Genomic DNA, 25451 nt, shown 5'->3' on the forward strand with positions numbered 1-25451 from the left:
TCTTCTGCGTCGATGCTTGTGGAATTGCGGGAACGGTCCCGGCTACTTGATCAGGTAGATCGTGGCGAAGAGGCCGATCCAGACCACATCGACGAAGTGCCAGTAGTAGGACACGACGATGGCCGCGGTCGCCTGCTCGTGAGTGAACCGCTTGGCCGCGTAGGTGCGGCCGAGAACGAACAGGAAGGCGATGAGGCCGCCCGTCACGTGCATGCCGTGGAAGCCGGTGGTCAGGTAGAACACCGAGCCGTACGGGTCGGAGGACAGGGAGATCCCGTCCTTCTTCACCAGCTCCGTGTACTCGTAGATCTGACCGCCGATGAAGATCGCACCCATGATGAAGGTGAGGATGAACCAGCCACGGAGCTTCTTCACGTCCCCGCGCTCGGCCGCGAACACGCCGAGCTGGCAGGTGAGCGAGGAGAGCACCAGGATCGTGGTGTTCGTCGCGGAGAAGGGCACATTGAGCGCCTCGGCCATGTGCTTCCAGTGCGCCGGACCCGTCACCGATCGCAGGGTGAAGTACATCGCGAAGAGGGCCGCGAAGAACATCAGCTCGGAACTCAGCCAGATGATGGTTCCGACGCTGGTGAGGTTCGGCCGGTTGACCGACGGGTGCGCGTGCCCGGTTTCTACTGTCGTTGCTGTCGCCACGACCGACATTATGTCGGTCGCTTATCCCGCCCTCACTCCGGGGGGTGCCGTTCGGAGTGTTGCTGCCCGCCGAACCGGTGTTGACGTGGTGTTCATGGGAGTAACATCCGCCCCAAACGGCCCTGTCCGTACGACGCCGACGTCCCGGAGGAAGCATGCAGCCGACCGCTACGGTGCTGGTGTACAGCGACGACTCCAACACACGGGAACAGGTGCGGCTGGCCTCCGGCCGCAGGCCGGCTCCCGATGTGCCCCTGGTCGAGTTCGTGGAGTGTGCGACTCCTGAGGCGGTCGTGCGGGAGTTGGCCGAGGGGGGCATCGATGTGTGCGTGCTCGACGGTGAGGCCGTGCCCATGGGGGGCATGGGGGTGTGCCGGCAGATCAAGGACGAGGTGTTCAATTGCCCGCCTGTGCTGCTGTTGATGGGGCGGCCCCAGGACGCGTGGCTGGCTACGTGGAGCCGTGCCGACGCCGCTGTGACGCTGCCGGTGGACCCTGTTGAGTTCGCCGCTGCCCTGGCCTCCCTGCTCCGTCAGAAGCGCTTGCTGAGCGCCTAGAGGGGCGGGGCACGGGGATCGTGCGCGGCCGCGGCCCGGTGGGGCCGTCCGCGCGGTTCCCCGCGCCCCTTCCCGGGTGCGCGTCCCGTCAGGCGCTCACAGGGCCGTCGGCTGCAGGCGCAGGGCGTCCTGGGGTGCGGGGCCGTCCGGGGTGCCGTTCACCAGGGCGCTGCCGGTACGCCACTTCTTCCAGTCGACGTTCCAGTCGCCGAAGCCGTTGCCGAAGGGTTCCATCGGGTCGCCGTTGGAGTTGACGACCCTGACGAGGTCGCCCTCGTGGATGTGCTCGAAGAACCATTCGGCGTTGCCGGTGCTCATGCCCGTGCAGCCGTGGCTGACGTTCGCGGAGCCCTGTGAGCCCACGGACCAGGGCGCGGCGTGGACGTACTCGCCGGACCAGGTCACCCGGGTGGCGTAGTAGACCGGCAGGTCGTAGGAGTCCGCGCTGCCCTCGGCGATGCCGACGGTGGTGCCGCGCATCCGTACGAAGTACTGCTTGGCCAGGACGACCTTGACGCCGTTGCGGGTCTCGAAGCCGGGTTTGCCCGTGGTGACGGGGATCTGATTGATCTGCTGGCCGTTCTGGTAGAACGTCAGCTGGTGGGCGGCGGCGTCCGTGACGGCCTCGATGCGGTCGCCGATGGTGATCTTCAGGGCCTTGGACTTGCCGCCCCACAGACGGTCGCTGATCTTGACTCCGTCCAGGTTGCTGTGCACCTGGATCGTGGCGTGCGCGGGCCAGTACTCCTTGGGGCGGTAGTGGAGTTCCTTGTCGCTGACCCAGTACCAGGAGCCCTGCACGGCCGGTGCGGAGTCCACCCTCAGGGCCCGCTCCACGACGGCCCGCTGCGCCTTGTCCTTGACCGGCTGGTCCAGTTGGGCGGTGATGGGCTGTCCGACGCCGTACTGGCCCGCGTCGGGCCCGAAGGTGACGTTCAGGCGCTTCTGGGTGGTCGGCTTGCTGGTGTCGAAGGTGAGGGTCTTGCGGCCGGGCGCACCGTCGTCGTCCTCCGTGCTCACCCTGACCGTGTAGTGGGCGTTGGCGGCCAGCGGGGAGGTGCTGTGCCAGCGACTCCCGTCGGCGGCGAGTTCGCCCGCCACATAGCGTCCTGTGGAGTCCTGGGCGGTGACGTCGGTGATCCGGTCGTCATCGCTGTTGGCGGTGACCTCCAGCGGCTTGTCCGGGTCGACCGGCTTGCCCTCATCGGTGGAGCCGCTGAAGGAGATCTGGTCCGCTGCGTCGTACGGCTTGGCCGACAGGGGGTTGCCGTCCGAACCGCAGCCGATGACGCCCGCGCCGAGGGCGGTCACCAGCAAGGCACAGCTGACGACGGTGCGGGTCCGCGGAGTGTGGTTCATACGATCACGCTATGAGGTGGAGAGCGTACTGGCGCGGCACGTAACTCGTACGAGGGACGGACACTCCGGCAAAAGGAGGAGCCCGGACCTCCTTGCGGAGTGTCCGGGCTCCCGATGCGTTCGGTGCGTGCTACTGGGTGCGGTTCTCACCGCGGTAGTACTCGAACACCCAGCCGAACAGGCCGATCATGATGATCGGTGCCGAGAAGTACAGCAGCCACCAGCCGACCGCGACACCGAGGAAGGCCAGCGCGCCGCCGACGCCCAGGGCGAGCGGCTGCCAGCTGTGCGGGCTGAAGAAGCCCAGCTCGCCCGCGTCGTCCGCGACGTCGGCCTCCTTGTCGTCCTGCGCGCCCGCGTCGACCCGCCGGGCGGTGAAGCCCAGGTAGAAGCCGATCATGACGCTCAGGCCGAAGGCCAGGAAGAGTGCAGTGGTACCGGCCGGCTCCTTCGACCACACGCCATACACGATGGCCATGATCAGGATGAAGACGCTCAGCCAGATGAACATCCGACCCTGGATCTTCACTTGCCGGCCTCCTTGCTGCCCGCAATGGCGGCGCCGTGACCGGCGTGCTCAAGCTGCTCGAGGGCGGCGATCTCGGGGTGGTGCAGGTCGAACGCCGGGGATTCGCTGCGGATCCGCGGCAGGGTGAGGAAGTTGTGCCGGGGCGGCGGGCAGGAGGTCGCCCACTCCAGCGAACGGCCGTAGCCCCACGGGTCGTCCACGCCGACCGGCTTGCCGTACTTGGCCGTCTTCCACACGTTGTAGAGGAACGGCAGGATCGACAGGCCGAGCAGGAAGGAGCTGATGGACGAGATCGTGTTCAGCGTGGTGAAGCCGTCGGCCGCCAGGTAGTCGGCGTAACGACGCGGCATGCCCTCGGCGCCCAGCCAGTGCTGGACCAGGAAGGTGCCGTGGAAGCCGACGAACAGCGTCCAGAAGGTGATCTTGCCGAGGCGCTCGTCCAGCATCTTGCCGGTCATCTTCGGCCACCAGAAGTGGAAGCCGGAGAACATGGCGAAGACGACCGTGCCGAAGACCACGTAGTGGAAGTGGGCCACCACGAAGTACGAGTCGGAAACGTGGAAGTCCATCGGGGGCGAGGCCAGGATGACACCGGTCAGACCACCGAACGTGAAGGTGATCAGGAAGCCGGTGGCCCAGAGCATCGGCGTCTCGAAGGACAGCGAGCCCTTCCACATGGTGCCGATCCAGTTGAAGAACTTCACGCCGGTCGGTACGGCGATCAGGAACGTCATGAAGGAGAAGAACGGCAGCAGCACACCGCCGGTGACGTACATGTGGTGGGCCCACACCGTCACGGACAGACCGGCGATCGCGATGGTGGCCGCGATCAGACCCATGTAGCCGAACATCGGCTTGCGGGAGAAGACCGGGATGACCTCGGAGATGATGCCGAAGAACGGCAGCGCGATGATGTACACCTCTGGATGGCCGAAGAACCAGAAGAGGTGTTGCCAGAGCAATGCTCCGCCGTTGGCCGCATCGAAGACATGCGCCCCGAATTTCCGATCCGCCTCCAGCGCGAACAGCGCGGCGGCGAGGACGGGGAAGGCGAGCAGGACCAGGACGGCGGTCAGCAGCACGTTCCACACGAAGATCGGCATGCGGAACATGGTCATGCCCGGGGCACGCATGCAGATGATCGTGGTGATGAAGTTGACCGCACCGAGGATGGTGCCGAAGCCGGAGAAGGCCAGACCCATGATCCACATGTCGGCGCCGATGCCCGGCGAGCGGACCGCGTCCGACAGCGGGGAGTAGGCGAACCAGCCGAAGTCGGCCGCGCCCTGCGGGGTGAGGAAGCCGCCGACGGCGATGCTCGAGCCGAACAGGTACAGCCAGTAGGCGAACATGTTCAGCCGCGGGAACGCCACGTCGGGCGCGCCGATCTGCAGCGGCATGATCCAGTTCGTGAAACCGGCGAACAGCGGCGTCGCGAACATCAGCAGCATGATCGTGCCGTGCATCGTGAACGCCTGGTTGAACTGCTCGTTCGACATGATCTGCAGGCCCGGACGGGCCAGCTCGGCGCGCATGAGCAGCGCCATCACGCCGCCGATCAGGAAGAACGCGAACGACGTGACGAGGTACAGCGTTCCGATCGTCTTGTGGTCGGTGGTCGTCAGCCACTTCACCACGACATTGCCGGGCTGCTTGCGCCTGACCGGCAGCTCGTTCTCGTACGAGTCCTCAGCTGCCGCGGCACCCTGGGGTTCATTGAGGATGCTCACAGGTTGTTCGTCTCCCGGTTCTTCTCGTGCGGCGTCTGCGCGATGCCGGCGGGAATGTAACCGGTCTGCCCCTTCTTCGCGAGGTCCTTGAGGTGCTGCTCGTAGCGCTCCGGGGAGACGACCTTCACGTTGAACAGCATCCGGGAGTGGTCGACGCCGCAGAGCTCGGCGCACTTGCCCCTGAAGGTGCCCTGCTGGTTGGGGGTCACCTGGAAGGCGTTGGTGTGGCCCGGAATGACGTCCTGCTTCATCAGGAACGGCAGCACCCAGAAGGAGTGGATGACGTCACGCGAGGTGAGGACGAAGCGGACCGTCTTGCCTTCGGGGAGCCAGAGCGTCGGCCCCGGGTTGCCGGTCTGCGGGTTCCGCGTGCCGGGCGTACCGACGTCGTAGACACCGCCGGCGTTCGCCGGGAAGTCCTTCTTGAACCGGTCCGGAATGGCGTCCAGGTTCTTGTCGGTCTTCGCGTTGCCGGTGACACCGGGAACGCTCTCGACGTAGTTGAAGCCCCAGCTCCACTGGAAACCGACCACGTTGACCGTGAGGTCGGGCTTCTTGGAGAGGTCCAGGAGCTTCGACTCGTCCCGGGCTGTGAAGTAGAACAGCACCGAGACGATGATGAGCGGGACCACCGTGTACAGGGCCTCGATCGGCATGTTGTACCGAGTCTGCGGAGGAACCTCGACCTTGGTGCGGCTGCGCCGGTGGAACATGGCGCTCCACAGGATCAGGCCCCACACCAGCACGCCGACGGCGAGCGCGGCAGCCCAGGAGCCCTGCCACAGGGAGAGGATCCGCGGAGCCTCTTCCGTGGTCGGGGTGGGCATACCAAGGCGGGGGAAGTCCTTGTATGTGCAACCGGTAGCGGTCGCCAGGACCAGGCCCGCGGTCAGTGCCTGCAGCAGCTTCCGCCGCATCGGGCGCCGCGGCGAGCGGTCGGAGCCGTTGGGACTCACGTAGCGCCTTCCCGAGAGTCTCGCCCGCGCGGTCGGCTGCGGCCTTCTCGCTGGTCGGTCGCCGCCCTGCGTCGGGCAGGGGTTTGGATGTTTATGCGGACCAAACCCTAGCCGACGCTCTCCAGGGGTTCGCGGGGAGGGTGCCATACGCGCCGCCGGTCCCTCCTTAAGGGTGGGATTGAGCGCCCAATAGCTCGGGTTGTCGCGGTTTGACGTGCGGGGGCGAGGGGCGTTGTGGCTGGTCGCGACGCCCCTCGCGCCCCTTGGAGCCGGCTGCTCCGGCGAAGATTTACCGTTGCTGTGTGTCCTACTTCGACGCCGCTTCCGCCGCCCCCCTCCACCCCGTGGCCCGTCAGGCCCTGTTGGCTTCCCTGGACGAAGGGTGGGCCGATCCCGCCCGGCTGTACCGGGAAGGGCGCAGGGCCCGGATCCTGCTCGACGCGGCACGCGAGGCGGTTGCGGAGCTTGTGGGGTGCCGGGCCGACGAGTTGGTCTTCACTCCGTCCGGCACCCAGGCCGTGCACCGGGGGACGGCCGGGGCCCTGTCCGGGCGGAGGCGGACCGGGCGCCACCTGATCGTGTCAGCCGTCGAACACTCCTCGGTACTCCATTCGGCGGAGGCGTTCGAGGCGGGCGGCGGGGAGGTCACGCGCGTGGCCGTGAACCGGGCCGGAACCGTGGACCCCTCGGACTACACCGCCGCGCTCCGGCAGGACACCGCGCTGGCCTGCCTGCAGTCGGCCAACCACGAGGTGGGGACCGTGCAGCCGGTGGCGGAGGTGGCCGAGGTGTGCCGGGCCGCCGGGGTGCCCGTGCTGGTGGACGCCGCGCAGTCGCTCGGGTGGGGTCCGGTCGAGGGTGACTGGTCGCTGCTGGCGGCGAGCGCCCACAAGTGGGGCGGGCCGCCCGGGGTGGGGCTGCTCGTCGTACGCAAGGGTGTGCGTTTCGCGGCGCAAGGGCCCGCGGACGAGCGGGAATCGGGGCGGGCGCCCGGCTTCGAGAACCTCCCGGCGATCGTCGCGGCCGCGGCCTCGCTGCGGGCGGTGCGCGCCGAGGCGGCCCAGGAGGCGGTACGGCTGCGGGAGCTGACGGAGCGGATCCGGGTGCGGGTGCCCCGGCTGGTGCCGGATGTGGAGGTGGTGGGCGATGCCGAGCGTCGGCTGCCCGGGATCGTCACCTTCTCCTGTCTCTACGCCGACGGAGAGGCCCTGCTGCACGAGTTGGACCGGGAGGGCTTCTCCGTCTCGTCCGGCTCGTCGTGCACCAGCAGCACCCTGACGCCCAGCCATGTGCTGAAGGCGATGGGCGTGCTGAGCGAGGGGAACGTACGGGTGTCGCTGCCGCCCGGGACGGCCGAGGAGGACGTGGAGCGGTTCCTGCGGGTGCTGCCGGGGGCGGTTGCGGGGGTGCGCGAGAAGCTGGGGGCACCGGCTCCCGCGACCGCGGTCCGGGCGGAGGAACTGGTCGTCGACTCCCTCGGCAAGCGGTGCCCGATCCCGGTCATCGAACTGGCCAAGGTCTTCGGGGAGGTGCCGGTGGGGGGCACGGTCCGGGTGCTCTCGGACGACGAGGCGGCCCGGCTGGACATCCCGGCGTGGTGCGATATGCGGGGACAGGAGTACCTGGGCGAGGAGCCGGCCGAGCGGGGTACGGCGTACCTGGTCCGCAGGGTGAGCTGAGACGGGAGCCGGGGGCCCGGGCCCCCGAAGGGGCGCCGGAAACCGGGCGGCCGAAGGGGCGCCGGAAACCGGGCGGCCGAAGGGGCGCGGGGAACCGGGCGGCCGGCTCCCACGCGCCTACACCCGACGGCGGTGCTCAGCCCAGGTGGGCCTGCACCTCTTCGGCCGCCTCGGCGCCGTACGCCTTGCCGAACCGGTCCATGAAGTGCCCCCGGCGCAGCTGGTACTCCTGCGTGCCCACCGTCTCGATGACGAGCGTCGCCAGCATGCAGCCGACCTGGGCCGCGCGCTCCAGGGAGACGCCCCAGGCGAGGCCGGAGAGGAAACCGGCCCGGAAGGCGTCGCCGACACCCGTGGGGTCGGCCTTGCGCTCCTCCTGCGCGCAGCCGACCTCGATCGGGTCCTCGCCGACCCGCTCGATCCGCACGCCGCGCGAGCCGAGCGTGGTGACGCGGTGGCCGACCTTGGCCAGGATCTGGGCGTCGCTCCAGCCGGTCTTGGACTCGATCAGGCCCTTCTCGTACTCGTTGGAGAAGAGGTAGGTCGCCCCGTCGAGCAGTATCCGGATCTCCTCGCCCTCCATGCGGGCGATCTGCTGGGAGAAGTCGGCGGCGAAGGGGATCGAGCGGGAGCGGCACTCCTCCGTGTGACGGAGCATGCCCTCCGGGTCGTCGGCGCCGATGAGGACCAGGTCGAGGCTGCCGACCCGGTCGGCGACCGTCTTCAGTTCGATGAGGCGGGCCTCGCTCATCGCGCCGGTGTAGAAGGAGCCGATCTGGTTGTGGTCGGCGTCGGTGGTGCACACGAAGCGGGCGGTGTGCAGGGTCTCGGAGATACGGACCGATTCGGTGTCCACGCCGTGGCGGTCGAGCCAGGCACGGTAGTCGTCGAAGTCGAAGCCCGCGGCCCCGACCAGGATCGGCTTGGTCCCGAGCTGACCCATGCCGAAGGCGATGTTCGCGCCGACGCCGCCCCGGCGTACGTCCAGGTTGTCGACCAGGAAGGAGAGCGAGACCGTGTGCATCTGGTCCGCGACGAACTGGTCGGCGAAGCGGCCGGGGAAGGTCATGAGGTGGTCGGTGGCGATGGAGCCGGTGACTGCAATGCGCACGACAGGCATTCTCCTGCGGGAGGCTGGATTGACAGTTCACGCTACCCGCTCACGGGCGGTCACTGAAGCTGACAAAACTACCCGATAGTAGGTCTTTCTGTACGAGCTCCGGCATGCCTACGGTGCCGTCATGACAAACCTCAAGGTCAACTCGACCGCTCCGGCCGACCTCGAAGGCGATCTCGCGTCGCTGCGCGGCGACTGCGCCCGGATGGCCCCGCACTGGGCGGCTCCCGAGCACAGCGCCCCGCGTCCGGTGCCGCCGTCGCTGATCCACGGGGTGAGCGTGCCGGCGCGCTCCGCCCGGCTGCTCGACGCGATGTCCGACTACGGCGACTGACACCAGGGGCGCACATCCGGGAACCGTGCGCTCCCCTCGCGCGTCCCATCGCCGTCCCCCGTGCCGGGGACGTGGGACACGATCCAGCGAGGAGCGATGCGGTGAACACCGAGCGACCGGAGAACCCCGAGGAACCCGAGGCCTCGGGCAGGAGCGAGGCCGCCGGCGCGAACGACAGCGGAACGGGCGAGGCCCGGCAGGCCGACGGGACCGGCGGGACCGAAGAGGCCGGGCGCGCGGAAGAAGCCGGGCCGACCGGGAAAGCCGACCGGGTCGAAGAAACCGGGCGGGCCGCAGAGGCCGGGCCGGCCGAAGAAGCCAAGCCCGCCGGAGAAGCCGAACGGGTCGAAGAAGCCGGGCAGGCCGAAGAAGCCAGGCAGGCCGGGCAGGCCGAACGGGTCGAAGAAGCCGGGCCGGCCGAGGGCGCGAAGGACGATGAGCGGGCCGGGCGGCGCCGCTCCCCCGTGGCCGTCGCCTCGGTCGCGGCGGCCGTTCTGCTGGTCGGGGGCGGTGGCGCCCTTCTCGCCGCGCACCACGGCTCGGACGGCCGGGCGGACGCGGGCGCGTCCGGCGGTGGCAGGGCCCCCGCGCCGCTCGCCCTGGACGGATGGGCGCAGGGCGGTACGGGCGGCATCGCGCCCGGGGAGCCCGATCCGTACGGCGCGACCTATGTGGCCGCGGGCGAGCTGCCGGGCGGTCCCGGATCGGCGCCCGTGTACCTGCCGGGGTCCGAGGTCGGCAAGGACCGGGTGGCCCGGCTGGCCGAGGCGCTCGGTGTGGACGGGACGCCGGTGGCCGAGGGGCGGATCTGGCGGGTCGGCGGCGGGAAGGACGGCTTCGGGCCGAGCCTTCAGGTGAACAGGGACGCGCCGGGCAGCTGGTCCTTCAGCCGGTACGCACCCGGTACCGACAACTGCAAGAAGATCACCGTCTGCACCCACGACCCGGCCGCCCCGGCAGGCGACCAGGTGAGCGTGGCGGCCGCGAAGAAGGCGGCGGCGCCCGTGCTGAAGGCGCTCGGCCAGGACGACGCGAAGATCGACGCGAGCCAGGTCATGGGGGCCCAGCGGGTGGTCAACGCGGACCCGGTGGTGGGCGGGCTGCCCACGTACGGTCTGACGACCGGCCTGACCGTCGGCGAGGGGGGCGAGCTGATCGGGGGGCACGGGCAGCTTGCGACCCCGGCGAAGGGGGACACGTATCCGGTCCTGGGCGCGAAGAAGACGCTGGAGCTGATGAACAGGGCGCCGAAGAGCGACCACCGCATGGGCATCGGCGGCTGCGCCAGTCCGGTGCCGCTGAAGGACCGGCTGGAGCAGCCGTGCGGCGGGGCGTCGTCGGCGCCCGAGCCGACGGCGGACCAGGCCACCGTCGACAGGGCGGTGTTCGGGCTGGCCGCGCGCTCGGCCGGCGGTCGGCAGCTGCTGGTGCCGTCGTGGCTGTTCGAGGTACGCGGGTCGGCCGCGGGCGGCGCCTTCACGGTGGCGTACCCGGCGCTGGACCCCAAGTACCTGGCGGCACCGTCGGCGTCGGCCCCGTCCGCGCCCTCCTCGGCCCCCTCGGCCCCCTCGTCCTCCGCGCCGAAGACACGCGCGGTGAAGGTCGACGGGTACACCGCCGACGGCCGTGAGCTGACCGTGAGCTTCACCGGCGGGGTGTGCGCGGACTACACGGCTGCGGCGAAGGAGAGCGGCGGCCGGGTCACGGTCACCGTGACCGAGAAGCCCTGGCCGGACAAGGTGTGCATCCTGATCGCCAGGGAGTACGCGAAGACGGTACGGCTGGACGCGCCGCTGGACGGCCGCGCGGTGGTCGGCGCCGACGGAAAACGCCTGCCGAAGGCGGAGCCGGGAGCGCTGCGACCGCAGGCCGCCCGTTAGGGCCTGCCTGACGGGATCAGGGCGGCTCGATCAGGGCGGCTCCGGGCGGCGGTGCCTCATCAGCACGAGTCGCCCCGCGATTCCGGATCAGCACGGGTGGCCCGCGATTCCGGCATGATCCGCCGGACGGGCGCCGGCCGCGCACATGCGAAAGGCGGCGGCCCCCTGGCAGGGGGTCGCCGCCTTTCGCGTCAGGCTGTGGCCGGCTCAGCTGAAGGAGTCGCCGCAGGCGCAGGAGCCCGTCGCGTTCGGGTTGTCGATCGTGAAGCCCTGCTTCTCGATCGTGTCCACGAAGTCGACGGTGGCGCCGCCCAGGTACGGAGCGCTCATGCGGTCGGTGACGACCTTGACCCCGCCGAAGTCCTTCTCGACGTCACCGTCGAGCGAACGCTCGTCGAAGAAGAGCTGGTAGCGCAGGCCGGAGCAGCCGCCGGGCTGGACTGCGACGCGCAGAGCGAGGTCGTCGCGGCCCTCCTGGTCGAGCAGCGCCTTGACCTTGGACGCGGCGGCGTCGGTCAGGATGATGCCGTCGGTGACGGTGGTGGTCTCGTCCGATACGGACATCTACATCTCTCCCGGGTTGTACGGAGACTGCTTGCCGACGAGTGCAACCGGCGTTTCCGCGGATTCATTCCGGGCCGGGCATTCGCGTGGTCGCGTTTTTGCTTCTTTCCTCATGCTCGCACATGCCCGATCGGGCGGACAGCGGCCCGAAGGGGGACCCGCGCAACCCGAGCGGGATTCACGTCACATCGACGCTATGGCCGTCGTCAAAGTGACGTGAAGCAGTTATGATAGATAGCGTCAGTTAGACGAAAAGTAGAAAGGGTGCGTGTCGTGACCACCGCCCAGACCCCGGAACTCGACGTACAGCCGACTCCGCTCGCCCTGCTGCTTCTCGGCCGTGAGGCCGACCCGAAGAGCGAGCGGGGTGTCGAGTGTCCCGGCGACCTGCCCTCGCCGTCCGATCCCGACCTGGTCGAACGCGCCCGCGCGGCCAAGGAGAAGCTCGGCGACAAGGTCTTCGTGCTCGGCCACCACTACCAGCGCGACGAGGTCATCCAGTTCGCCGACGTCACGGGCGACTCCTTCAAGCTGGCCCGGGACGCGGCCGCGCGCCCGGAGGCCGAGTACATCGTGTTCTGCGGTGTGCACTTCATGGCCGAGTCGGCGGACATCCTCACCTCCGACGACCAGAAGGTCGTCCTGCCCGACCTCGCGGCCGGCTGCTCCATGGCCGACATGGCCACGGCCGAGCAGGTCGCCGAGTGCTGGGACGTGCTGACCGAGGCGGGTATCGCCGAGCAGGTGGTCCCGGTCTCGTACATGAACTCCTCGGCGGACATCAAGGCGTTCACCGGCAAGCACGGCGGGACCATCTGCACCTCGTCCAACGCCGAGCGCGCTCTCGACTGGGCGTTCGAGCAGGGCGAGAAGGTCCTGTTCCTGCCGGACCAGCACCTGGGCCGCAACACCGCGGTGCGGGACATGGGCATGTCCCTGGACGACTGCGTGCTCTACAACCCGCACAAGCCGAACGGCGGGCTGACCGCCGAGCAGCTGCGGGCCGCGAAGATGATCCTGTGGCGCGGCCACTGCTCGGTCCACGGCCGCTTCAGCCTGGACTCGGTGAACGACGTGCGTGAGCGCATCCCCGGTGTGAACGTCCTGGTGCACCCCGAGTGCCGGCACGAGGTCGTGGCCGCGGCGGACTACGTCGGCTCGACCGAGTACATCATCAAGGCTCTGGAGGCGGCCCCGGCCGGCTCCAAGTGGGCCATCGGCACAGAGCTGAACCTGGTCCGCCGTCTGGCGAACCGTTTCGCTCCCGAGGGCAAGGAGATCGTCTTCCTCGACAAGACGGTCTGCTTCTGCTCGACCATGAACCGCATCGACCTGCCCCACCTGGTGTGGACCCTGGAGTCCCTGGCCGAGGGGAACCTGGTCAACCGGATCGAGGTCGACCAGGAGACGGAGGCGTTCGCCAAGCTGGCGCTGGAGCGGATGCTGGCGCTGCCGTAGGACCGCACCGCACGGCCGAGGCCCGGCTCCCCCGCGAGGGGAGCCGGGCCTCGGCGGTGTTCAGACGCCGGCCGGTTCCAGCACCTCGGACTGGCGCTCCTGCCTCTTCGCGGCCCGCTTCTTCGCGCGGCGCTCCTTGCGGAGCTCCACCATGGCGTAGAGCGTCGGGACGAGGAGCAGGGTGAGCAGCGTGGACGAGATCAGACCGCCGATCACGACCACGGCCAGCGGCTGGGCGATGAAGCCGCCCTCGCCGGTGACGCCCAGGGCCATCGGCAGCAGGGCGAAGATCGTCGCCAGGGCCGTCATGAGGATCGGCCGGAGCCGGTGGCGGCCACCCTCCACCACGGCCTCGACGACGCCGTAGCCCTGCCTGCGGTACTGGTTGATCAGGTCGATCAGCACAATCGCGTTGGTCACCACGATGCCGATCAGCATCAGCATGCCGATCATGGCCGGGACGCCCATCGGCGTACCGGTGGCCACCAGGAGACCGATCGCGCCCGTGGCCGCGAACGGGATCGAGACCAGCAGGATCAGCGGCTGGACCAGCGAGCGGAACGTCGCCACCAGCAGCATGAAGACGATCGCGATCGCCGCCAGCATGGCCAGGCCCAGGTTCTTGAACGCGTCGTCCTGGTCCGAGGACACACCGCCGATCTCGGCCTTGGCGCCCGCCGGGAGCTTCAGGGCCTTGATCTTCGACTGCAGCTGGGTGCTGACCGCACCCGTGTTGTCGCCGGTCGGCTTGGCCTTGATGGTCGCGGCGCGCTGACCGTCGATGCGGGTCATCGACACCGGTCCGTCCACCAGCTTGACGGTGGCGATGTCACCGAGCTTCACCGGACCGAGGCGCAGCGCCTTCAGCTGGGCGAGGGTGGTGGCGGGCTTGGCGGACTTCACGACGACGTCGCGCTCGGTGTCGTCGAGGATCGCCTTCGCCGCCGTCGTACCGCGCACGGCCTGGGCGACCGCGGCGCCCAGCTTCTGGTCGTCGAAACCGGCCGCGGCCGCCTTGGCGTTGGCCTTGACCGAGATCCGCGGGACGCTCTGCGCCAGGTCGCTGGTGACGTCGGTGACGTCGTCGAGGCCGGCCACGGTGGAGCGCACCCGGTCGGCGGCCTCACTCAGCGCCTGCGGGTCGGAGGCCTTGACCACGACGCTGAGGTCCTGGTTGCCGAAGCCGTCACCGGCCGAGACCGTGGTCGTGCCGATGCCCTTGAGCTTCTTCAGCCCGTCCTCGAGGTGCTTCTGCACGTCGTCGTAGGACTTCGAGTCCTTCAGCATCACCTGGTACGACGCCTGGTTGCTGTCCGTGCCGCCGCCGAAGGCCGCCATGAAGCCGGAGGAGCCGACGGTGACCTGGTAGTCCTTGACGCCCTTGGTGGAGGCGAGGAGCTTCTCGACCCGCTTGGCCTGGGCGTCGGTGGCCGCGAGGCTGGTGCCGGGCTTCAGCTCCTGCTTGACGGTGAGGACCTCCTGCTCTCCCTGGTCGAAGAAGTTGGTCTTCAGCAGCCCGGACATGCCGAACGTGACGACGAGGACCACGATCGCGATCAGCACGCTGGTGAGCCGGCGGCGGGTGGCGAAGCGCAGGACGGGGACGTAGAAGCGCTGGAGGCGGCTCTTCGCCTCCTTCTCCTCAGCCCGGCGGCGGGCCTCCTCGGCGTCCTTCGGGGTGCCCTTCGGGGCGCGCAGGAACCAGAACGACAGCACGGGCACCACGGTCAGCGAGACGACGAGGGAGGCCAGCAGGGCCGCCGTCACCGTGATGCTGAACGAGCCGAACAGGGCGCCCACCATGCCGCCGACCAGGCCGATCGGCAGGAAGACGGCGACCGTGGTGAGGGTGGAGGAGGTGACCGCGCCGGCCACCTCGCGCACCGCGTTGAGGATGGCGTCCTTGCGCTCCTCGCCGTAGCCCAGGTGCCGCTTGATGTTCTCCAGGACCACGATCGAGTCGTCGACGACCCGGCCGATGGCGATGGTCAGGGCGCCCAGGGTGAGCATGTTCAGGGACAGGCCGCGGGTCCACAGCACGATCAGCGCGAGGACGACGGACAGCGGGATGGACACCGCCGTCACCAGCGTGGAACGGACCGAGGCCAGGAAGACCAGGATGATCAGGACCGCGAAGAGCAGGCCGAGCGCGCCTTCCGTGGTCAGGCCCTTGATGGACTTGGAGACGGCCGGGCCCTGGTCGCTGACGACCGTGAGCTTCGCGCCGGAGCCCAGGTCCTTGCGCAGGTCGGGCAGCTTGTCCTTGACCGCGTTCGAGATGGAGACCGCGCTGCCGTCGTGGTCCATGGTGACGTTGACGGCGAGGCTGGGCCGGCCGTCGGTGCGGGTGAGGGAGTCGGCCGGGGCCGGCTGCTCCTTGACGGTGGCCACGGAACCGAGGCGTACGGGCTTCTTGCCGCCCTCACCGGAGACCATGAGGTCCTGGATCTGCCTGAGCGAGGAGAAGCCGCCGCCGACCTGGACGGTGCGGTTGGCGCCGTCCTCGTCGAAGGAGCCGGCCGGCACGGTCGCGCCGCCCGCCTGCAGAGCCTGGCCGAGAGCGGCGGAGGTGAGACCCGCCTGCGCCAGCTCGGCGTCGTCCGGGGTGACGGCGACCTGGAGGTCGCGCGTGCCGGTGACCTGGACGCGGCCGACGCCGTCGATGTCCTTCAGGGTCGGGACGACCGTCTTGTCGAGCTGGTCGGCGAGGGCCTGCTGGTCCTTGCCGGAGGTGACGGCGAGGACCACGGTCGGCATGTCGTCGGTGGAACCGGAGATGACCTGCGGGTCGACGTCGTCCGGGAGCTGGTTGCGGGCCCGGTTGACGGCCTGCTGCACATCGGAGACCAGCTGCTTGGTGTCGTTGCCGTAGTCGAAGGACGCCATGATCACGGCGTTGCCCTCGCTCGCCGTCGAGGTGACGCCGCTGATGCCGTCGACGCCCTGGAGGTTGTCCTCGATGGGCTCGACGACCTGCTTCTCGACGACATCGGGCGAGGCACCCTGGTACGGCGCGATGACCGACACCATGGGCAGGTTGATGGTGGGCAGGAGCTGCTGCTTGATCTGGGGTATCGCGATCAGCCCGAAGACGAGGGCGATGATCGACATGAGGCCTATCAGGGCCCGTTGCGCGAGACTGAATCTCGACAGCCAGGACATGGTTCAGGGTCTCGTTTCTGTGAGCGGCAGATGCGGGACGCGCAGGTGAGCGCCCACCCCACCACCCTGAGCCATGACCGAGCGCGCTCTTGTAGGCCCCAGGTCCATTTCCTTATCCGGCCCCTACTCCGCGCGCAGTACACGCGGGTGGAGGTCAGTCCATCCTCGGACGTACCAGCCCCGACTCGTACGCGATGACGACCAGCTGGGCCCGGTCCCGGGCGCCGAGCTTGGCCATGGCCCGGTTGACGTGCGTCTTCACCGTCAGCGGGCTCACCTCCAGGCGCTCGGCGATCTCGTCGTTGGAGTGGCCGCCGGCGACCTGGACGAGCACCTCCCGCTCCCGGCCGGTGAGCGCGCCGAGCCGCTCGGAGCGGGCGGGGTCGCGGCCGTCGTCGCCCTCGCCCTGGGCGAGGAAGCGGGCGATCAGGCCCTTGGTGGCGGCCGGGGACAGCAGGGCCTCGCCGCCCGCCGCGACCCGGATGGCGTTCAGCAGCTCCTCGGGTTCACTGCCCTTGCCGAGGAAGCCGGAGGCACCGGCGCGCAGCGACTGGACCACGTAGTCGTCCACCTCGAACGTGGTCAGGATGACCACGCGGACCTGGGCGAGGGAGGGGTCGGCGCTGATCAGGCGAGTGGCGGCGAGGCCGTCGGTGCCGGGCATCCGGATGTCCATGAGGACGACGTCCGCGCTTCGCTCCTTGGCGAGCCGGACCGCCTCGGCGCCGTCGGAGGCCTCCCCCACCACCTCCATGTCGGGCTCGGAGTCGACCAGTACCCGGAACGCGCTGCGCAGCAGTGCCTGGTCGTCGGCGAGCAGGACACGGATCGTCATACGGGCTCCCCCGGGGCCGTGGTGCGGGTCTTGACCGGCAGGATCGCATGGACGCGGAAGCCGCCGCCGTAGCGGGGTCCGGTGGTCAGGGTGCCGCCGAGGGCGGTGACCCGCTCGTGCATGCCGAGCAGCCCGTGCCCGCCGCCGGCCCCGGGCGCACCGCCCGCGCCCGCGCCGTCGTCCAGCACGGTGACCTCGATGTGCGGTCCGACGCGTACGACGCTGACCTCGGCCTTGGCGTCCGGGCCCGCGTGTTTCTGCGCGTTGGTCAGGGCCTCCTGGATGATCCGGTAGGCGGCCAGGTCCACGGCGGCCGGGAGTTCGGTGCCGTGGTCGGCGCGGGCCACCTCGACCGGGAGCCCGGCGTTGCGGAAGGTGCCGGCGAGTTCCTCGAGGCGGCTGAGGCCGGGAGCGGGTTCGGTGGGAGCGGCCGGGTCGTCGGACTGGCGGAGCAGGCCGACGGTGGCGCGCAGCTCGTTGAGCGCGGAGCGGCTGGCCTCGCGGACGTGGGCGAGGGCCTCCTTGGCCTGGTCGGGCCGCTTGTCCATGACGTGCGCGGCGACTCCGGCCTGCACATTGACCAGGGCGATGTGGTGGGCGACCACGTCGTGCAGATCGCGGGCGATGCGCAGCCGTTCCTCGGCGACCCGGCGGCGAGCCTCCTCCTCGCGGGTGCGTTCGGCGCGTTCGGCGCGTTCCCGGATGGCCTGGACGACCGCGCGGCGGCTGCGCACGGCGTCCCCGGCGGTGGCGCCGATCCCGGTCCAGGCGAGTACGCCGAGGTTCTCCTGGGCGTACCAGGGCAGGGTGCCGCCGAGCATGGCGGCCGCGGTCAGCACGGTCATGGTGAGCAGGCCGACGCGCCAGGTGGTGGTGCGGTCGGTCCGCGAGGCGACGGTGTAGAGGGCGACGACGGCGGACATGGCGACCGGGGCGCGCGGGTTGCCGGTGACCAGCTCGATCACGGAGACGGTGCCGGTGACGGCGAGGACCGCCTTGGGCGCGCGGCGCCGGAAGACGAGCGCGGCGGCACCGATGGTCATCAGCAGCAGGCTGAACAGGGCCGGGGTGCGGACGCCCCAGGTCACGCCGTTGTTGCCGCGGGGCACCACGAAGGACCCGGCGACCATGCACACCAGCACGCCCGCCGCGATGGCCGCGTCCAGCGCGAGGGGGTGCGCCTTGAGGCTGCACCGGGCCCGTTCGAGGGTGCTCACGTGGTGAACAGTACGGGTCGCCGCAGCACAGGTCAGCAGCAAGACCCCCGCCGCCCGAACCGTCCGGGACCACGCCCCGCAGACAACCCCCACAACCACGGCACCCCACCAACAACGCCCACCACAACCCCCAAGGGGCGCGAGGAACTGCGCAACAGGCCCCCACCGACCCGCACCCGGACGAAGACCGATCCCGAGCCGGACGGCCGCACAACCACCCACCCGGCAGACGCCCGCGCAGCCCCACTCACTGATCGCCAGCTGTCCCGCGCTGTTCGCGGCAGGTACCGGTGCCGGACGCCCGGCGTTGGCCGTACATGCTCAGCCTTCTCGTCGGCATTCGCGCCGCCCGGGCCGGATGCGTCCTGTCGACGAAAGGCAGCCCTCGTGCGCCCTTCCTCCTCGCCGTCCCGACATGTGCTGTGGTCCGCCGCGGCCCTCGCACTCGCCTCGGCCACGGGTCTGGTCACCCCCGCACAGGCCGCGAGCTACGGCACGCCGACGATCAAGCTGTCGGCGTCCTACCTGTCGGGCGCGGTCGGCAGCACCGGCGACCCGACGGTCACCGTCACACTCGCACAGAGCGGCGCCGACGCCTCCGCGCTGACCGTGACGGCCACCAAGAGCAGCCGTACCTCCGTGGCGGCCACCTCCGACGTCAGCGTCTCGGGCACCGGCAGCAGCCGTACCGTCTCGGTCACCGCGCACGCCCAGGGCTACGCGGACCTCACGCTGAAGGTGACGGGGCTCGGCGGCAAGACGGCCACGACCACGCTGCACTACGCGGCCTCCCCGGCCGTCCAGCACTCCGCCGACGCCCGCTATCTGACCGGCGCCTCGGACGCCTCCGCCGCGGTGGACGTCGGCGGCGGGTACGAGGTCGTCGGCAACGACGAGGACAACACGCTGCGCCTGTACAACGGCTCGGCCTCCGGCGCCCCGGTGAAGACCTGGGACCTGGACAGCGCGCTGGACGCCGACAAGGAGGTCGACATCGAGGGCGCCACGCGCGTCGGGAACACGATCTACTGGACCGGCTCGCTGGGCAACAACAAGGACGGCGAGTACAAGGCCGACCGCAACACGGTCTTCACCACCACGGTCTCCGGCTCGGGCGCGGCCACCTCGCTCTCCTTCGGCAGTGCCGGGCACCACCTGCGCGACGACCTGGTGGCCTGGGACGAGGCGAACGGCGACCGGTACGGCTTCGCCGCGGCGACGGCCGACGGCCAGACCCCGAAGCAGGTGGACGGCTTCAACGTGGAGGGACTGGAGTTCGCACCCGGCTCCTCCACCACCGCCTACGTCGGCTTCCGGGCCCCGCTGGTGCCGCCGCAGTCGGGCGGGAAGGCACTGGTCGTGCCGGTGACGAACATGGACCAGGTGGTCCGCGGCACGAAGGCCGCCTTCGGTACGCCGATCGAGCTGGACCTCGGCGGTCTGTCCATCCGCGACCTGCGCCGCAACGACAAGGGGCAGTTCCTGATCCTCGCCGGGTCCTGGGCGGCCGACGACAACAGCGACCCGTACGCCCTGTACACATGGGACGGGGTGGCCGGGCACCAGCCCGTGAAGAAGCTGGACCTGCCGACCACGGACGCGGGCGGCTGGGAGTCCATCGTGTCCGTGCCCGACCTGGGCGTCTCCGGGGCCCGGGTACAGCTGATCACCGACGACGGGGACGCGGACCTCTACGGCGACGGCACCCAGGCGAAGGACCTCAGCCACCCGGAGTGGCAGAAGTCCCGCACCACCTGGTTCACCCTGGGCTGACCGGCCGGGCTGAGCCCGGGATCAGCCGTCCCGGGCTCAGCCCGGGATCAGCCCGTCGTCGCTGAGCATCTCCCGGACCTCCGTGAGCGATGCGTCCGGGGACGGAAGGATCAGTTCCGAAGGTTCCAGCGCGTCGTCCGGCAGAGGAGTGCCGAGCCGCCGGACGGCGTCCAGGAGATCGGCGAGCGTGCGACGGAAGCCCTCCTCGTCGCCGCTCTCCATCTCCTCCAGCAGCTCGTCGTCCAGCTTGTTCAGCTCGACGAAGTGGGAGTCGGCCAGCTTCACCTGGCCCTCCCCCATGATCCGTACGATCACGACGGCCTCCTCGGTCCGGGTCCCGGCCCGGACTACTGCTTGTCGAAGCGCGGGGTGTCCTGCGGGTGCTGCTGGGACTGCGCCTGGCCGGTGCCGCCCTCGATCGCCTGCTGCGGCGAGCCTCCGGCCAGCTCGGCCTTCATGCGCTGCAGTTCCAGCTCTACATCCGTACCACCGGAGAGGCGGTCCAGCTCGGCGGCGATGTCGTCCTTGGCCGTGCCGGTCGGGTCGTCCAGGGCACCGGAGGCGAGCAGCTCGTCGATGGCGCCGGCGCGGGCCTGCAGCTGCTGCGTCTTGTCCTCGGCACGCTGGATCGCCAGGCCGACGTCGCCCATCTCCTCGGAGATGCCGGTGAACGCCTCGCCGATGCGGGTCTGGGCCTGGGCGGCGGTGTAGGTGGCCTTGATGGTCTCCTTCTTCGTACGGAAGGCGTCGACCTTGGCCTGCAGCCGCTGGGCCGCCAGGGTGAGCTTCTCCTCCTCGCCCTGGAGAGTCGTGTGCTGCGTCTCCAGGTCCGTCACCTGCTGCTGCAGGGCGGCACGGCGGGACAGCGCCTCGCGGGCCAGGTCCTCGCGGCCCAGCGCGAGCGCCTTGCGGCCCTGGTCCTCCAGCTTGGTGGACTGCTGCTGCAGCTGGTTGAGCTGGAGTTCCAGGCGCTTGCGGGAGGTCGCCACGTCGGCGACCCCGCGGCGCACCTTCTGCAGCAGCTCCAGCTGCTTCTGGTACGAGTAATCGAGGGTCTCGCGCGGGTCCTCGGCCCGGTCAAGGGCCTTGTTCGCCTTCGCGCGGAAGATCATCCCCATACGCTTCATGACACCGCTCATGGGCTTCGCGCGCCCCCTTCTGACGGACTCCAGCTCACCGATGCTGCGACAGGACCCACAGTACGGGCCCTGACTCCATTACCGCACTGTTCCGGGGGTGATGAGCTCATCCCCAAGAACGACTGCGGACGATATCGCTCCGGCGTGAGGAGTAGGTGGTCCTCGGGGTGATCCCCCCGGGCCTGCTCGGTGGCCGCCGGGTGAAGCGTCTGCAACGTCCTCTCTGTCCCCCTACAGACGTCCGGCGTTGCCGGATCGTTCCCGGCTCGGCTGGGGTCCATGCACGGGGAGCCCGTACCCTTGGGTTTTGTGTTCCGTAGCCGTGCCAAGGAAGAGAAGGCCCCCGCCGACAAGGCGCCGGTGAACTTCTCCAAGCAGACCCGTGACCCGCAGGCCCCCAAGGGCAGGCCCACGCCCAAGCGCAGTGAGGCCCAGTCCCAGCGCCGCAGTGTCGCCAACACGCCGACGACGCGCAAGGAGGCGGCCAAGCGTCAGCGCGAGGACCGCCGTCAGGCGCTGGACCGGCAGCGCCAGGCGCTGGCCGGCGGCGACGAGCGCTATCTGCCCGCCCGGGACAAGGGCCCGGTGCGCAAGTTCGCGCGCGACTGGGTCGACTCGCGGTTCAACGTCGCGGAGTTCTTCCTGCCGCTGGCCGTGGTCATCCTGGTGATGAGCGTGGTGCGGGTGCCCGCGATCCAGGCCGTCGCCCTGTGGATGTGGCTCGTCGTGATCGTGCTGATCGTGCTCGACGCGGCCGTGAGCGGCTTCCGGCTGAAGAAGCGGCTGGCCGAGCGCTTCCCCGACCAGAACCGCCGTGGCGCCGTCGCCTACGGTCTGATGCGCTCTCTCCAGATGCGCCGTCTCAGGCTGCCGAAGCCGCAGGTCAAGCGCGGAGAGCGGCCCTGAGCGCAGACGCCTTCACCGGGGGTGCGGCCGAGTCCTGGCTGAACAGGCTGGGCGGGCTGCGTGATGTCGTACGGCAGGAGCTGGTGGCCCGGCAGCTCGACGAGCAGATAGCCGGGCGGTTCCCGGTCGGGCAGCGGCTGCGCGTGCTCGACGTGGGGATGGGCCAGGGCACGCAGGCGTTGCGGCTGGCCCGGCTCGGTCACCAGGTGACCGGTGTCGAGCAGGACGCGACGATGATCGCGGCCGCGCGCGAGGCCCTGGCCGGTGAGCCGGAGGGCATCCGCGAGCGGATGCGGCTGGTGCAGGGCGACGGGCGGGACACCGGCGTGCACTTCCTGCCGGGCAGCTTCGACGTGGTGCTCTGCCACGGCGTCCTGATGTACGTCGAGGAGCCGGATCCGCTGGTGGCCGGTCTGGCCCGGATGCTCGCCCCGGGCGGGCTGCTGTCGCTGCTGGTGCGCAACGGCGACGCCCTCGCCATGCGGCCGGGCCTGTCCGGGGACTGGACCGGCGCGCTGGGCTCGTTCGGCACCACCGCCTATCGCAATCGCCTCGGCCTGGACGTGCGGGCCGACCGGCTGTCGGCGCTCAGCGCCACGCTCGCCGGCATCGCCGCCCCGCTGCACGCCTGGTACGGCGTGCGGGTCTTCACCGACACGGCTGCGGACGGCGCGGAGATCCCCGAGGATCTTCAGGCGCTGCTGGCGGTCGAGGAGCGGGCCGGGCGGACGGATCCGTACCGGGGTGTCGCGGCGCTGCTGCACCTGTGCGGGGTGCGGGGCTGAGCCCGTTCGGACGCATACGACAGGCTCGGTGATCCGCTCCGCGGAGAGACTCGGGGCATGGACGCTTCCCGTAGCCGTGCCCCGTGGACGGCCGTCCGCGCCGCCGTCCTCGTGTGGGCCGCTCTCCTGGTCTCCGCGCCCCTGGTCTCCGGCTGCACCGCCCCGGTGCCGCCCGCCGAGAGGGAGGGCTCGGCCACCCGGACGGCGCTCCCCATGGCCGGCGGCGACCTGCAGAGCCAGTATCTGAAGGTCATCAAGGAGGTCCTGCCCTCGGTCGTGCAGATCCAGGCGAGCCACGATCTGGGTTCCGGGGTGGTGTACGACGGCCAGGGACACATCGTCACCAACGCGCATGTGGTCGGCTCCGAGAAGACCTTCAAGGTGACCGCGGCCAACAGCGAGGAGCCGCTCACCGCCCGCCTGGTGTACTCGTACCCGGAGCAGGATCTCGCGGTGATCAGGCTCGACAAGGTGCCGGACGGGCTGCGGGCGGCGTCGTTCGGAAGCTCCGAGAAGGTGGCGGTCGGCCAGCTCGTGCTGGCCATGGGGTCGCCGCTCGGGCTGTCGTCCAGCGTGACCGAGGGCATCGTGTCGGCGACCGGACGGACCGTCAGCGAGGGCAGCACGGGCGGGGGTACGGGCGCCACCATCGCGAACATGGTGCAGACGTCGGCCGCCATCAACCCCGGCAACAGCGGGGGTGCCCTGGTCGACCTCGACGGACAGGTCATCGGCATCCCGACGCTCGCCGCCGCCGATCCCGAGCTGGGCGGCAGCGCGGCGCCGGGCATCGGGTTCGCCATCCCGGTGTCGATGGTGAAGACGGTCGCCGGCCAGATCGTCAGGAGCGGCAAGGTCGTCGACTCGGGGCGGGCCGCGCTCGGCATCACCGCGCGCACGGTCGTGGACGACAGGTACCAGCCGGCCGGGGCCGCGGTGGTCACCCTCAGGAGCGGCGGGGCGGCCGACCGGGCGGGGCTGCGGCCGGGCGATGTGATCACCCAGCTGGGCGGTACCCCGGTCACCACGACCACGGAACTCTCCGAAGCGCTCGCGGTGGACAGACCGGGGCGGCGGACGACGGTCACCTTCCAGCGCGACGGTGCCGAGAAGACGGCGGAGGTGACGCTGGGCGAGCAGTGAGGAGGAAGGCCCCTCCTCACCCCCCGGCCGGGCTACGACGCTTCGGCGTGCAGGCTCATCGGGCCGTAGATCTCGGTGTTCTCCTCGAACAGCCGCACCTGGTCCGCGCCGCCCTCCTGCAGGTCCTTCCAGTGTTCGCCGATCCAGGACTCGGCGTCGCCCTGTGTGGTGAACTCCTCCGGCTGCACTGCGGGCTGGACCTCCGTCCCGTCGGCCTTCTCGAACCGCCACGTCCATGTCGTCATGTGGGCCTCCTTCGATCCAACACCTGCGGGAAGCGTATGCGCTCCGCCGGTCCGGCCGTTAGATGACCATGGGAAAGTGCCGGAAACCGCGTGCCGGTGAGGGCTGGTCGCGCGGTTCCCCGCGCCCCTTGGGGAGCGGCAGCCGGGCGGCGCCCGCGAGGACGGGTGAAAATCGACCTCGTGGAAGTGACTCTGCTCGGTACCGGTGCTCCCGCGGGGCTGCCCCGCCCCGACTGTCCCTGCGCGGTGTGTGCGACCGCGCTCGGGCCGGACGCGCGGGCGGCCACCGCGCTGCTGGTGGACGGGGCGCTGCTGCTCGACCTGACGCCGGGGGCCGCGTTCGCGGCCGCGCGCTCCGGGCACTCGCTGGGCGGGGTGCGCCAGGTGCTGCTGTCGCACCCGCACGACGGGCCCGCGGTGGAGGTGCCGGCCGGGCTGCCGCAGCCCGGCCGGGTGCCGGACGGGCGGGAGTTGGCGCTGCTGACGGGGCATCGGGTGCGGGCGGTGGCGATGGACGCGGGCGGCACCGGGTACGCGGTGACCGGCCCGGACGGGCAGCGGCTGCTGTATCTGCCGCCGGGCGGGGCGCCGGCCGGTCTGGAGGAGGCGACGGCGGAGACGTACCAGATGGTGCTGGCCGATGTCGTGGGCCGTCCGGACGCGCCGGCCCGGCTGCGGGCGGTCGGTTCGATCACCCCGACGACGGATGTGATCGCCGTCCATCTCGACCACGACGTGCCGCAGGGCGCGGAGGTACGGCGGCGGCTCGCGGCGGCCGGGGCGCGGGCCGTGCCGGACGGTACGACGCTGGTGGTCGGGGCGTACGAGGAGGTGCCGGACGTGCCGCGGCGCACGCTGGTGCTGGGCGGGGCACGTTCGGGCAAGTCGGTGGAGGCCGAGCGGCGGCTGGAGGCCTTCCCCGAGGTGCTGTACGTGGCCACGGGCGGGACGCGTGGCGGGGACACCGAGTGGGCGGCGCGGGTGACCCTGCACCGGGAGCGGCGGCCTGGGTCCTGGCGGACCACGGAGACGACCGATCTGGTGCCGCTGCTCGCCGTGGACGGGCCGCCGCTGCTGATCGACTGTCTGTCGCTGTGGCTGACGGATGTGATGGACGCGGTCGGGGCCTGGGACGACGCGGAGTGGGCGGACGGCGGCGAGAAGGCGCTGCGCGAGCGGGTGCGGGAGCTGGCTGCGGCGGTGCGGGCCACCCGGCGGACCGTGGTGGCCGTGTCCAACGAGGTGGGCTCCGGGATCGTGCCGGCGACGGCGTCCGGGCGCCGCTACCGGGATGAACTGGGGCGCCTGAACGCGGCGTTCGCGAGCGAGTGCGAGCAGGTTCTGCTGGTGGTGGCGGGGCAGGCTCTGGTGCTGCGGGGCTGAGCGCGCGACCGCCCGCGGCCCCGGGCGCCCCGCAGGGGCGCGGCGA

23 protein-coding genes are annotated in these 25451 nt (G+C 70.5%); 10 read left to right on the forward strand and 13 right to left on the reverse strand.

The genetic code is table 11. From position 1 onward, the window contains the following. Positions 1–42: 42 nt before the first annotated feature. Positions 43–663, reverse strand: coding sequence for an aa3-type cytochrome oxidase subunit III (ctaE, locus tag ACZ7P3_RS18290; RefSeq protein WP_066992847.1), 621 nt, complete (start codon positions 661–663; stop codon positions 43–45). A 146-nt stretch (positions 664–809) separates the two neighbouring features. Between ctaE and ACZ7P3_RS18295 the strand changes: the two genes are divergently transcribed. Continuing rightward, positions 810–1211, forward strand: a complete 402-nt coding sequence (locus tag ACZ7P3_RS18295) for a response regulator (RefSeq protein WP_472082773.1) — start codon at positions 810–812, stop codon at positions 1209–1211. A 96-nt stretch (positions 1212–1307) separates the two neighbouring features. On the opposite strand, the gene ACZ7P3_RS18300 is transcribed toward ACZ7P3_RS18295, so the two are convergent. From ACZ7P3_RS18300 to ctaC, 4 genes are all read right to left on the reverse strand, one after another. After that, positions 1308–2570, reverse strand: coding sequence for a L,D-transpeptidase (locus ACZ7P3_RS18300; RefSeq protein WP_472082775.1), 1263 nt, complete (start codon positions 2568–2570; stop codon positions 1308–1310). 130 nt (positions 2571–2700) lie between these two features. After that, positions 2701–3099, reverse strand: coding sequence for a cytochrome c oxidase subunit 4 (locus ACZ7P3_RS18305; protein WP_472082777.1), 399 nt, complete (start codon positions 3097–3099; stop codon positions 2701–2703). Next, complete coding sequence (ctaD, locus tag ACZ7P3_RS18310) at positions 3096–4829, reverse strand: aa3-type cytochrome oxidase subunit I (protein WP_472082779.1); 1734 nt, start codon at positions 4827–4829, stop codon at positions 3096–3098. Before ctaD ends, ACZ7P3_RS18305 begins: the two co-directional genes overlap by 4 nt. Next, positions 4826–5785, reverse strand: coding sequence for an aa3-type cytochrome oxidase subunit II (gene ctaC, locus ACZ7P3_RS18315; protein ID WP_472082780.1), 960 nt, complete (start codon positions 5783–5785; stop codon positions 4826–4828). The genes ctaD and ctaC overlap by 4 nt, the downstream gene beginning before the upstream one ends. A 302-nt stretch (positions 5786–6087) precedes the next feature. Here ctaC and ACZ7P3_RS18320 point away from each other — a divergent pair, with 302 nt between their 5' ends. Next, positions 6088–7464 (forward strand): aminotransferase class V-fold PLP-dependent enzyme, encoded by a 1377-nt coding sequence (locus ACZ7P3_RS18320; protein ID WP_472082782.1) that lies wholly within the window; start codon positions 6088–6090, stop codon positions 7462–7464. Between the two features lie 136 nt (positions 7465–7600). Here the strand turns inward: ACZ7P3_RS18320 and ACZ7P3_RS18325 are convergent, their stop codons facing one another. Continuing rightward, complete coding sequence (locus ACZ7P3_RS18325; RefSeq protein WP_472082784.1) at positions 7601–8575, reverse strand: carbohydrate kinase family protein; 975 nt, start codon at positions 8573–8575, stop codon at positions 7601–7603. Between the two features lie 130 nt (positions 8576–8705). Here ACZ7P3_RS18325 and ACZ7P3_RS18330 point away from each other — a divergent pair, with 130 nt between their 5' ends. Both ACZ7P3_RS18330 and ACZ7P3_RS18335 read left to right on the forward strand, forming a co-directional pair. Continuing rightward, positions 8706–8915 (forward strand): hypothetical protein, encoded by a 210-nt coding sequence (locus ACZ7P3_RS18330; protein ID WP_472082786.1) that lies wholly within the window; start codon positions 8706–8708, stop codon positions 8913–8915. Positions 8916–9016: 101 nt separating this feature from the next. Continuing rightward, the gene (locus tag ACZ7P3_RS18335; RefSeq protein WP_472082788.1) at positions 9017–10795 is read left to right on the forward strand and encodes a hypothetical protein; all 1779 of its coding nucleotides are present in this window, start codon (positions 9017–9019) and stop codon (positions 10793–10795) included. Between the two features lie 207 nt (positions 10796–11002). Here the strand turns inward: ACZ7P3_RS18335 and ACZ7P3_RS18340 are convergent, their stop codons facing one another. Next, positions 11003–11359 carry a HesB/IscA family protein gene (locus tag ACZ7P3_RS18340; RefSeq protein ID WP_016435777.1) on the reverse strand — a complete coding sequence of 119 codons (357 nt, stop codon included), beginning with the start codon at positions 11357–11359 and terminating at the stop codon, positions 11003–11005. A 273-nt stretch (positions 11360–11632) separates the two neighbouring features. Between ACZ7P3_RS18340 and nadA the strand changes: the two genes are divergently transcribed. Continuing rightward, positions 11633–12817, forward strand: coding sequence for a quinolinate synthase NadA (nadA, locus tag ACZ7P3_RS18345; protein WP_472082790.1), 1185 nt, complete (start codon positions 11633–11635; stop codon positions 12815–12817). A 60-nt stretch (positions 12818–12877) separates the two neighbouring features. Here the strand turns inward: nadA and ACZ7P3_RS18350 are convergent, their stop codons facing one another. The 3 genes from ACZ7P3_RS18350 to ACZ7P3_RS18360 all read right to left on the reverse strand — a co-directional run bounded on the left by ACZ7P3_RS18350 (position 12878) and on the right by ACZ7P3_RS18360 (position 18031). Next, positions 12878–15979: an efflux RND transporter permease subunit gene (locus ACZ7P3_RS18350; protein ID WP_472082792.1), complete on the reverse strand. Its 3102-nt coding sequence runs from the start codon at positions 15977–15979 to the stop codon at positions 12878–12880. Between the two features lie 154 nt (positions 15980–16133). After that, positions 16134–16814 (reverse strand): response regulator, encoded by a 681-nt coding sequence (locus tag ACZ7P3_RS18355; RefSeq protein ID WP_472082794.1) that lies wholly within the window; start codon positions 16812–16814, stop codon positions 16134–16136. Beyond that, complete coding sequence (locus tag ACZ7P3_RS18360; RefSeq protein WP_472082796.1) at positions 16811–18031, reverse strand: sensor histidine kinase; 1221 nt, start codon at positions 18029–18031, stop codon at positions 16811–16813. Before ACZ7P3_RS18360 ends, ACZ7P3_RS18355 begins: the two co-directional genes overlap by 4 nt. A gap of 387 nt (positions 18032–18418) precedes the next feature. Here ACZ7P3_RS18360 and ACZ7P3_RS18365 point away from each other — a divergent pair, with 387 nt between their 5' ends. After that, positions 18419–19804 carry a DUF3616 domain-containing protein gene (locus ACZ7P3_RS18365; RefSeq protein WP_472082798.1) on the forward strand — a complete coding sequence of 462 codons (1386 nt, stop codon included), beginning with the start codon at positions 18419–18421 and terminating at the stop codon, positions 19802–19804. A gap of 36 nt (positions 19805–19840) precedes the next feature. On the opposite strand, the gene pspAA is transcribed toward ACZ7P3_RS18365, so the two are convergent. Beyond that, a complete protein-coding gene (gene pspAA, locus ACZ7P3_RS18370; protein WP_472082800.1) occupies positions 19841–20119 on the reverse strand; it encodes a PspA-associated protein PspAA in 279 nt (92 codons plus the stop codon). Positions 20120–20151: 32 nt separating this feature from the next. Beyond that, a complete protein-coding gene (locus ACZ7P3_RS18375) occupies positions 20152–20943 on the reverse strand; it encodes a PspA/IM30 family protein (protein WP_472082801.1) in 792 nt (263 codons plus the stop codon). Positions 20944–21222: 279 nt separating this feature from the next. Here ACZ7P3_RS18375 and ACZ7P3_RS18380 point away from each other — a divergent pair, with 279 nt between their 5' ends. From ACZ7P3_RS18380 to ACZ7P3_RS18390, 3 genes are all read left to right on the forward strand, one after another. Next, positions 21223–21849 (forward strand): DUF3043 domain-containing protein, encoded by a 627-nt coding sequence (locus tag ACZ7P3_RS18380; protein ID WP_472082803.1) that lies wholly within the window; start codon positions 21223–21225, stop codon positions 21847–21849. An 83-nt stretch (positions 21850–21932) separates the two neighbouring features. After that, the gene (locus tag ACZ7P3_RS18385) at positions 21933–22634 is read left to right on the forward strand and encodes a class I SAM-dependent methyltransferase (protein WP_472082805.1); all 702 of its coding nucleotides are present in this window, start codon (positions 21933–21935) and stop codon (positions 22632–22634) included. 57 nt (positions 22635–22691) lie between these two features. Then, entirely contained in the window at positions 22692–23777 is a 1086-nt protein-coding gene (locus ACZ7P3_RS18390; RefSeq protein WP_472082807.1) for a S1C family serine protease, read from the forward strand. Positions 23778–23809: 32 nt separating this feature from the next. Here the strand turns inward: ACZ7P3_RS18390 and ACZ7P3_RS18395 are convergent, their stop codons facing one another. Continuing rightward, complete coding sequence (locus tag ACZ7P3_RS18395) at positions 23810–24022, reverse strand: hypothetical protein (RefSeq protein ID WP_472082809.1); 213 nt, start codon at positions 24020–24022, stop codon at positions 23810–23812. A gap of 180 nt (positions 24023–24202) precedes the next feature. On the opposite strand from ACZ7P3_RS18395, the gene ACZ7P3_RS18400 reads away from it, so the two are divergent. Beyond that, positions 24203–25405, forward strand: a complete 1203-nt coding sequence (locus tag ACZ7P3_RS18400; protein ID WP_472082811.1) for a bifunctional adenosylcobinamide kinase/adenosylcobinamide-phosphate guanylyltransferase — start codon at positions 24203–24205, stop codon at positions 25403–25405. Positions 25406–25451: the final 46 nt, after the last annotated feature.

The organism is Streptomyces sp. NPDC107581, from assembly GCF_055657175.1.

What these genes read in the sequence shown, in the direction of transcription:
- ACZ7P3_RS18340 (WP_016435777.1), bottom strand. Translation starts at nt 11,359, where the DNA reads ATGTCCGTATCGGACGAGACCACCACCGTCACCGACGGCATCATCCTG.
- ACZ7P3_RS18295 (WP_472082773.1), top strand. Translation starts at nt 810, where the DNA reads ATGCAGCCGACCGCTACGGTGCTGGTGTACAGCGACGACTCCAACACA.
- ctaE (WP_066992847.1), bottom strand. Translation starts at nt 663, where the DNA reads ATGTCGGTCGTGGCGACAGCAACGACAGTAGAAACCGGGCACGCGCAC.
- ACZ7P3_RS18390 (WP_472082807.1), top strand. Translation starts at nt 22,692, where the DNA reads ATGGACGCTTCCCGTAGCCGTGCCCCGTGGACGGCCGTCCGCGCCGCC.
- ACZ7P3_RS18300 (WP_472082775.1), bottom strand. Translation starts at nt 2,570, where the DNA reads ATGAACCACACTCCGCGGACCCGCACCGTCGTCAGCTGTGCCTTGCTG.
- ACZ7P3_RS18375 (WP_472082801.1), bottom strand. Translation starts at nt 20,943, where the DNA reads ATGAGCGGTGTCATGAAGCGTATGGGGATGATCTTCCGCGCGAAGGCG.
- ACZ7P3_RS18395 (WP_472082809.1), bottom strand. Translation starts at nt 24,022, where the DNA reads ATGACGACATGGACGTGGCGGTTCGAGAAGGCCGACGGGACGGAGGTC.
- ACZ7P3_RS18355 (WP_472082794.1), bottom strand. Translation starts at nt 16,814, where the DNA reads ATGACGATCCGTGTCCTGCTCGCCGACGACCAGGCACTGCTGCGCAGC.
- ACZ7P3_RS18350 (WP_472082792.1), bottom strand. Translation starts at nt 15,979, where the DNA reads ATGTCCTGGCTGTCGAGATTCAGTCTCGCGCAACGGGCCCTGATAGGC.
- ACZ7P3_RS18380 (WP_472082803.1), top strand. Translation starts at nt 21,223, where the DNA reads ATGCACGGGGAGCCCGTACCCTTGGGTTTTGTGTTCCGTAGCCGTGCC.
- ACZ7P3_RS18330 (WP_472082786.1), top strand. Translation starts at nt 8,706, where the DNA reads ATGACAAACCTCAAGGTCAACTCGACCGCTCCGGCCGACCTCGAAGGC.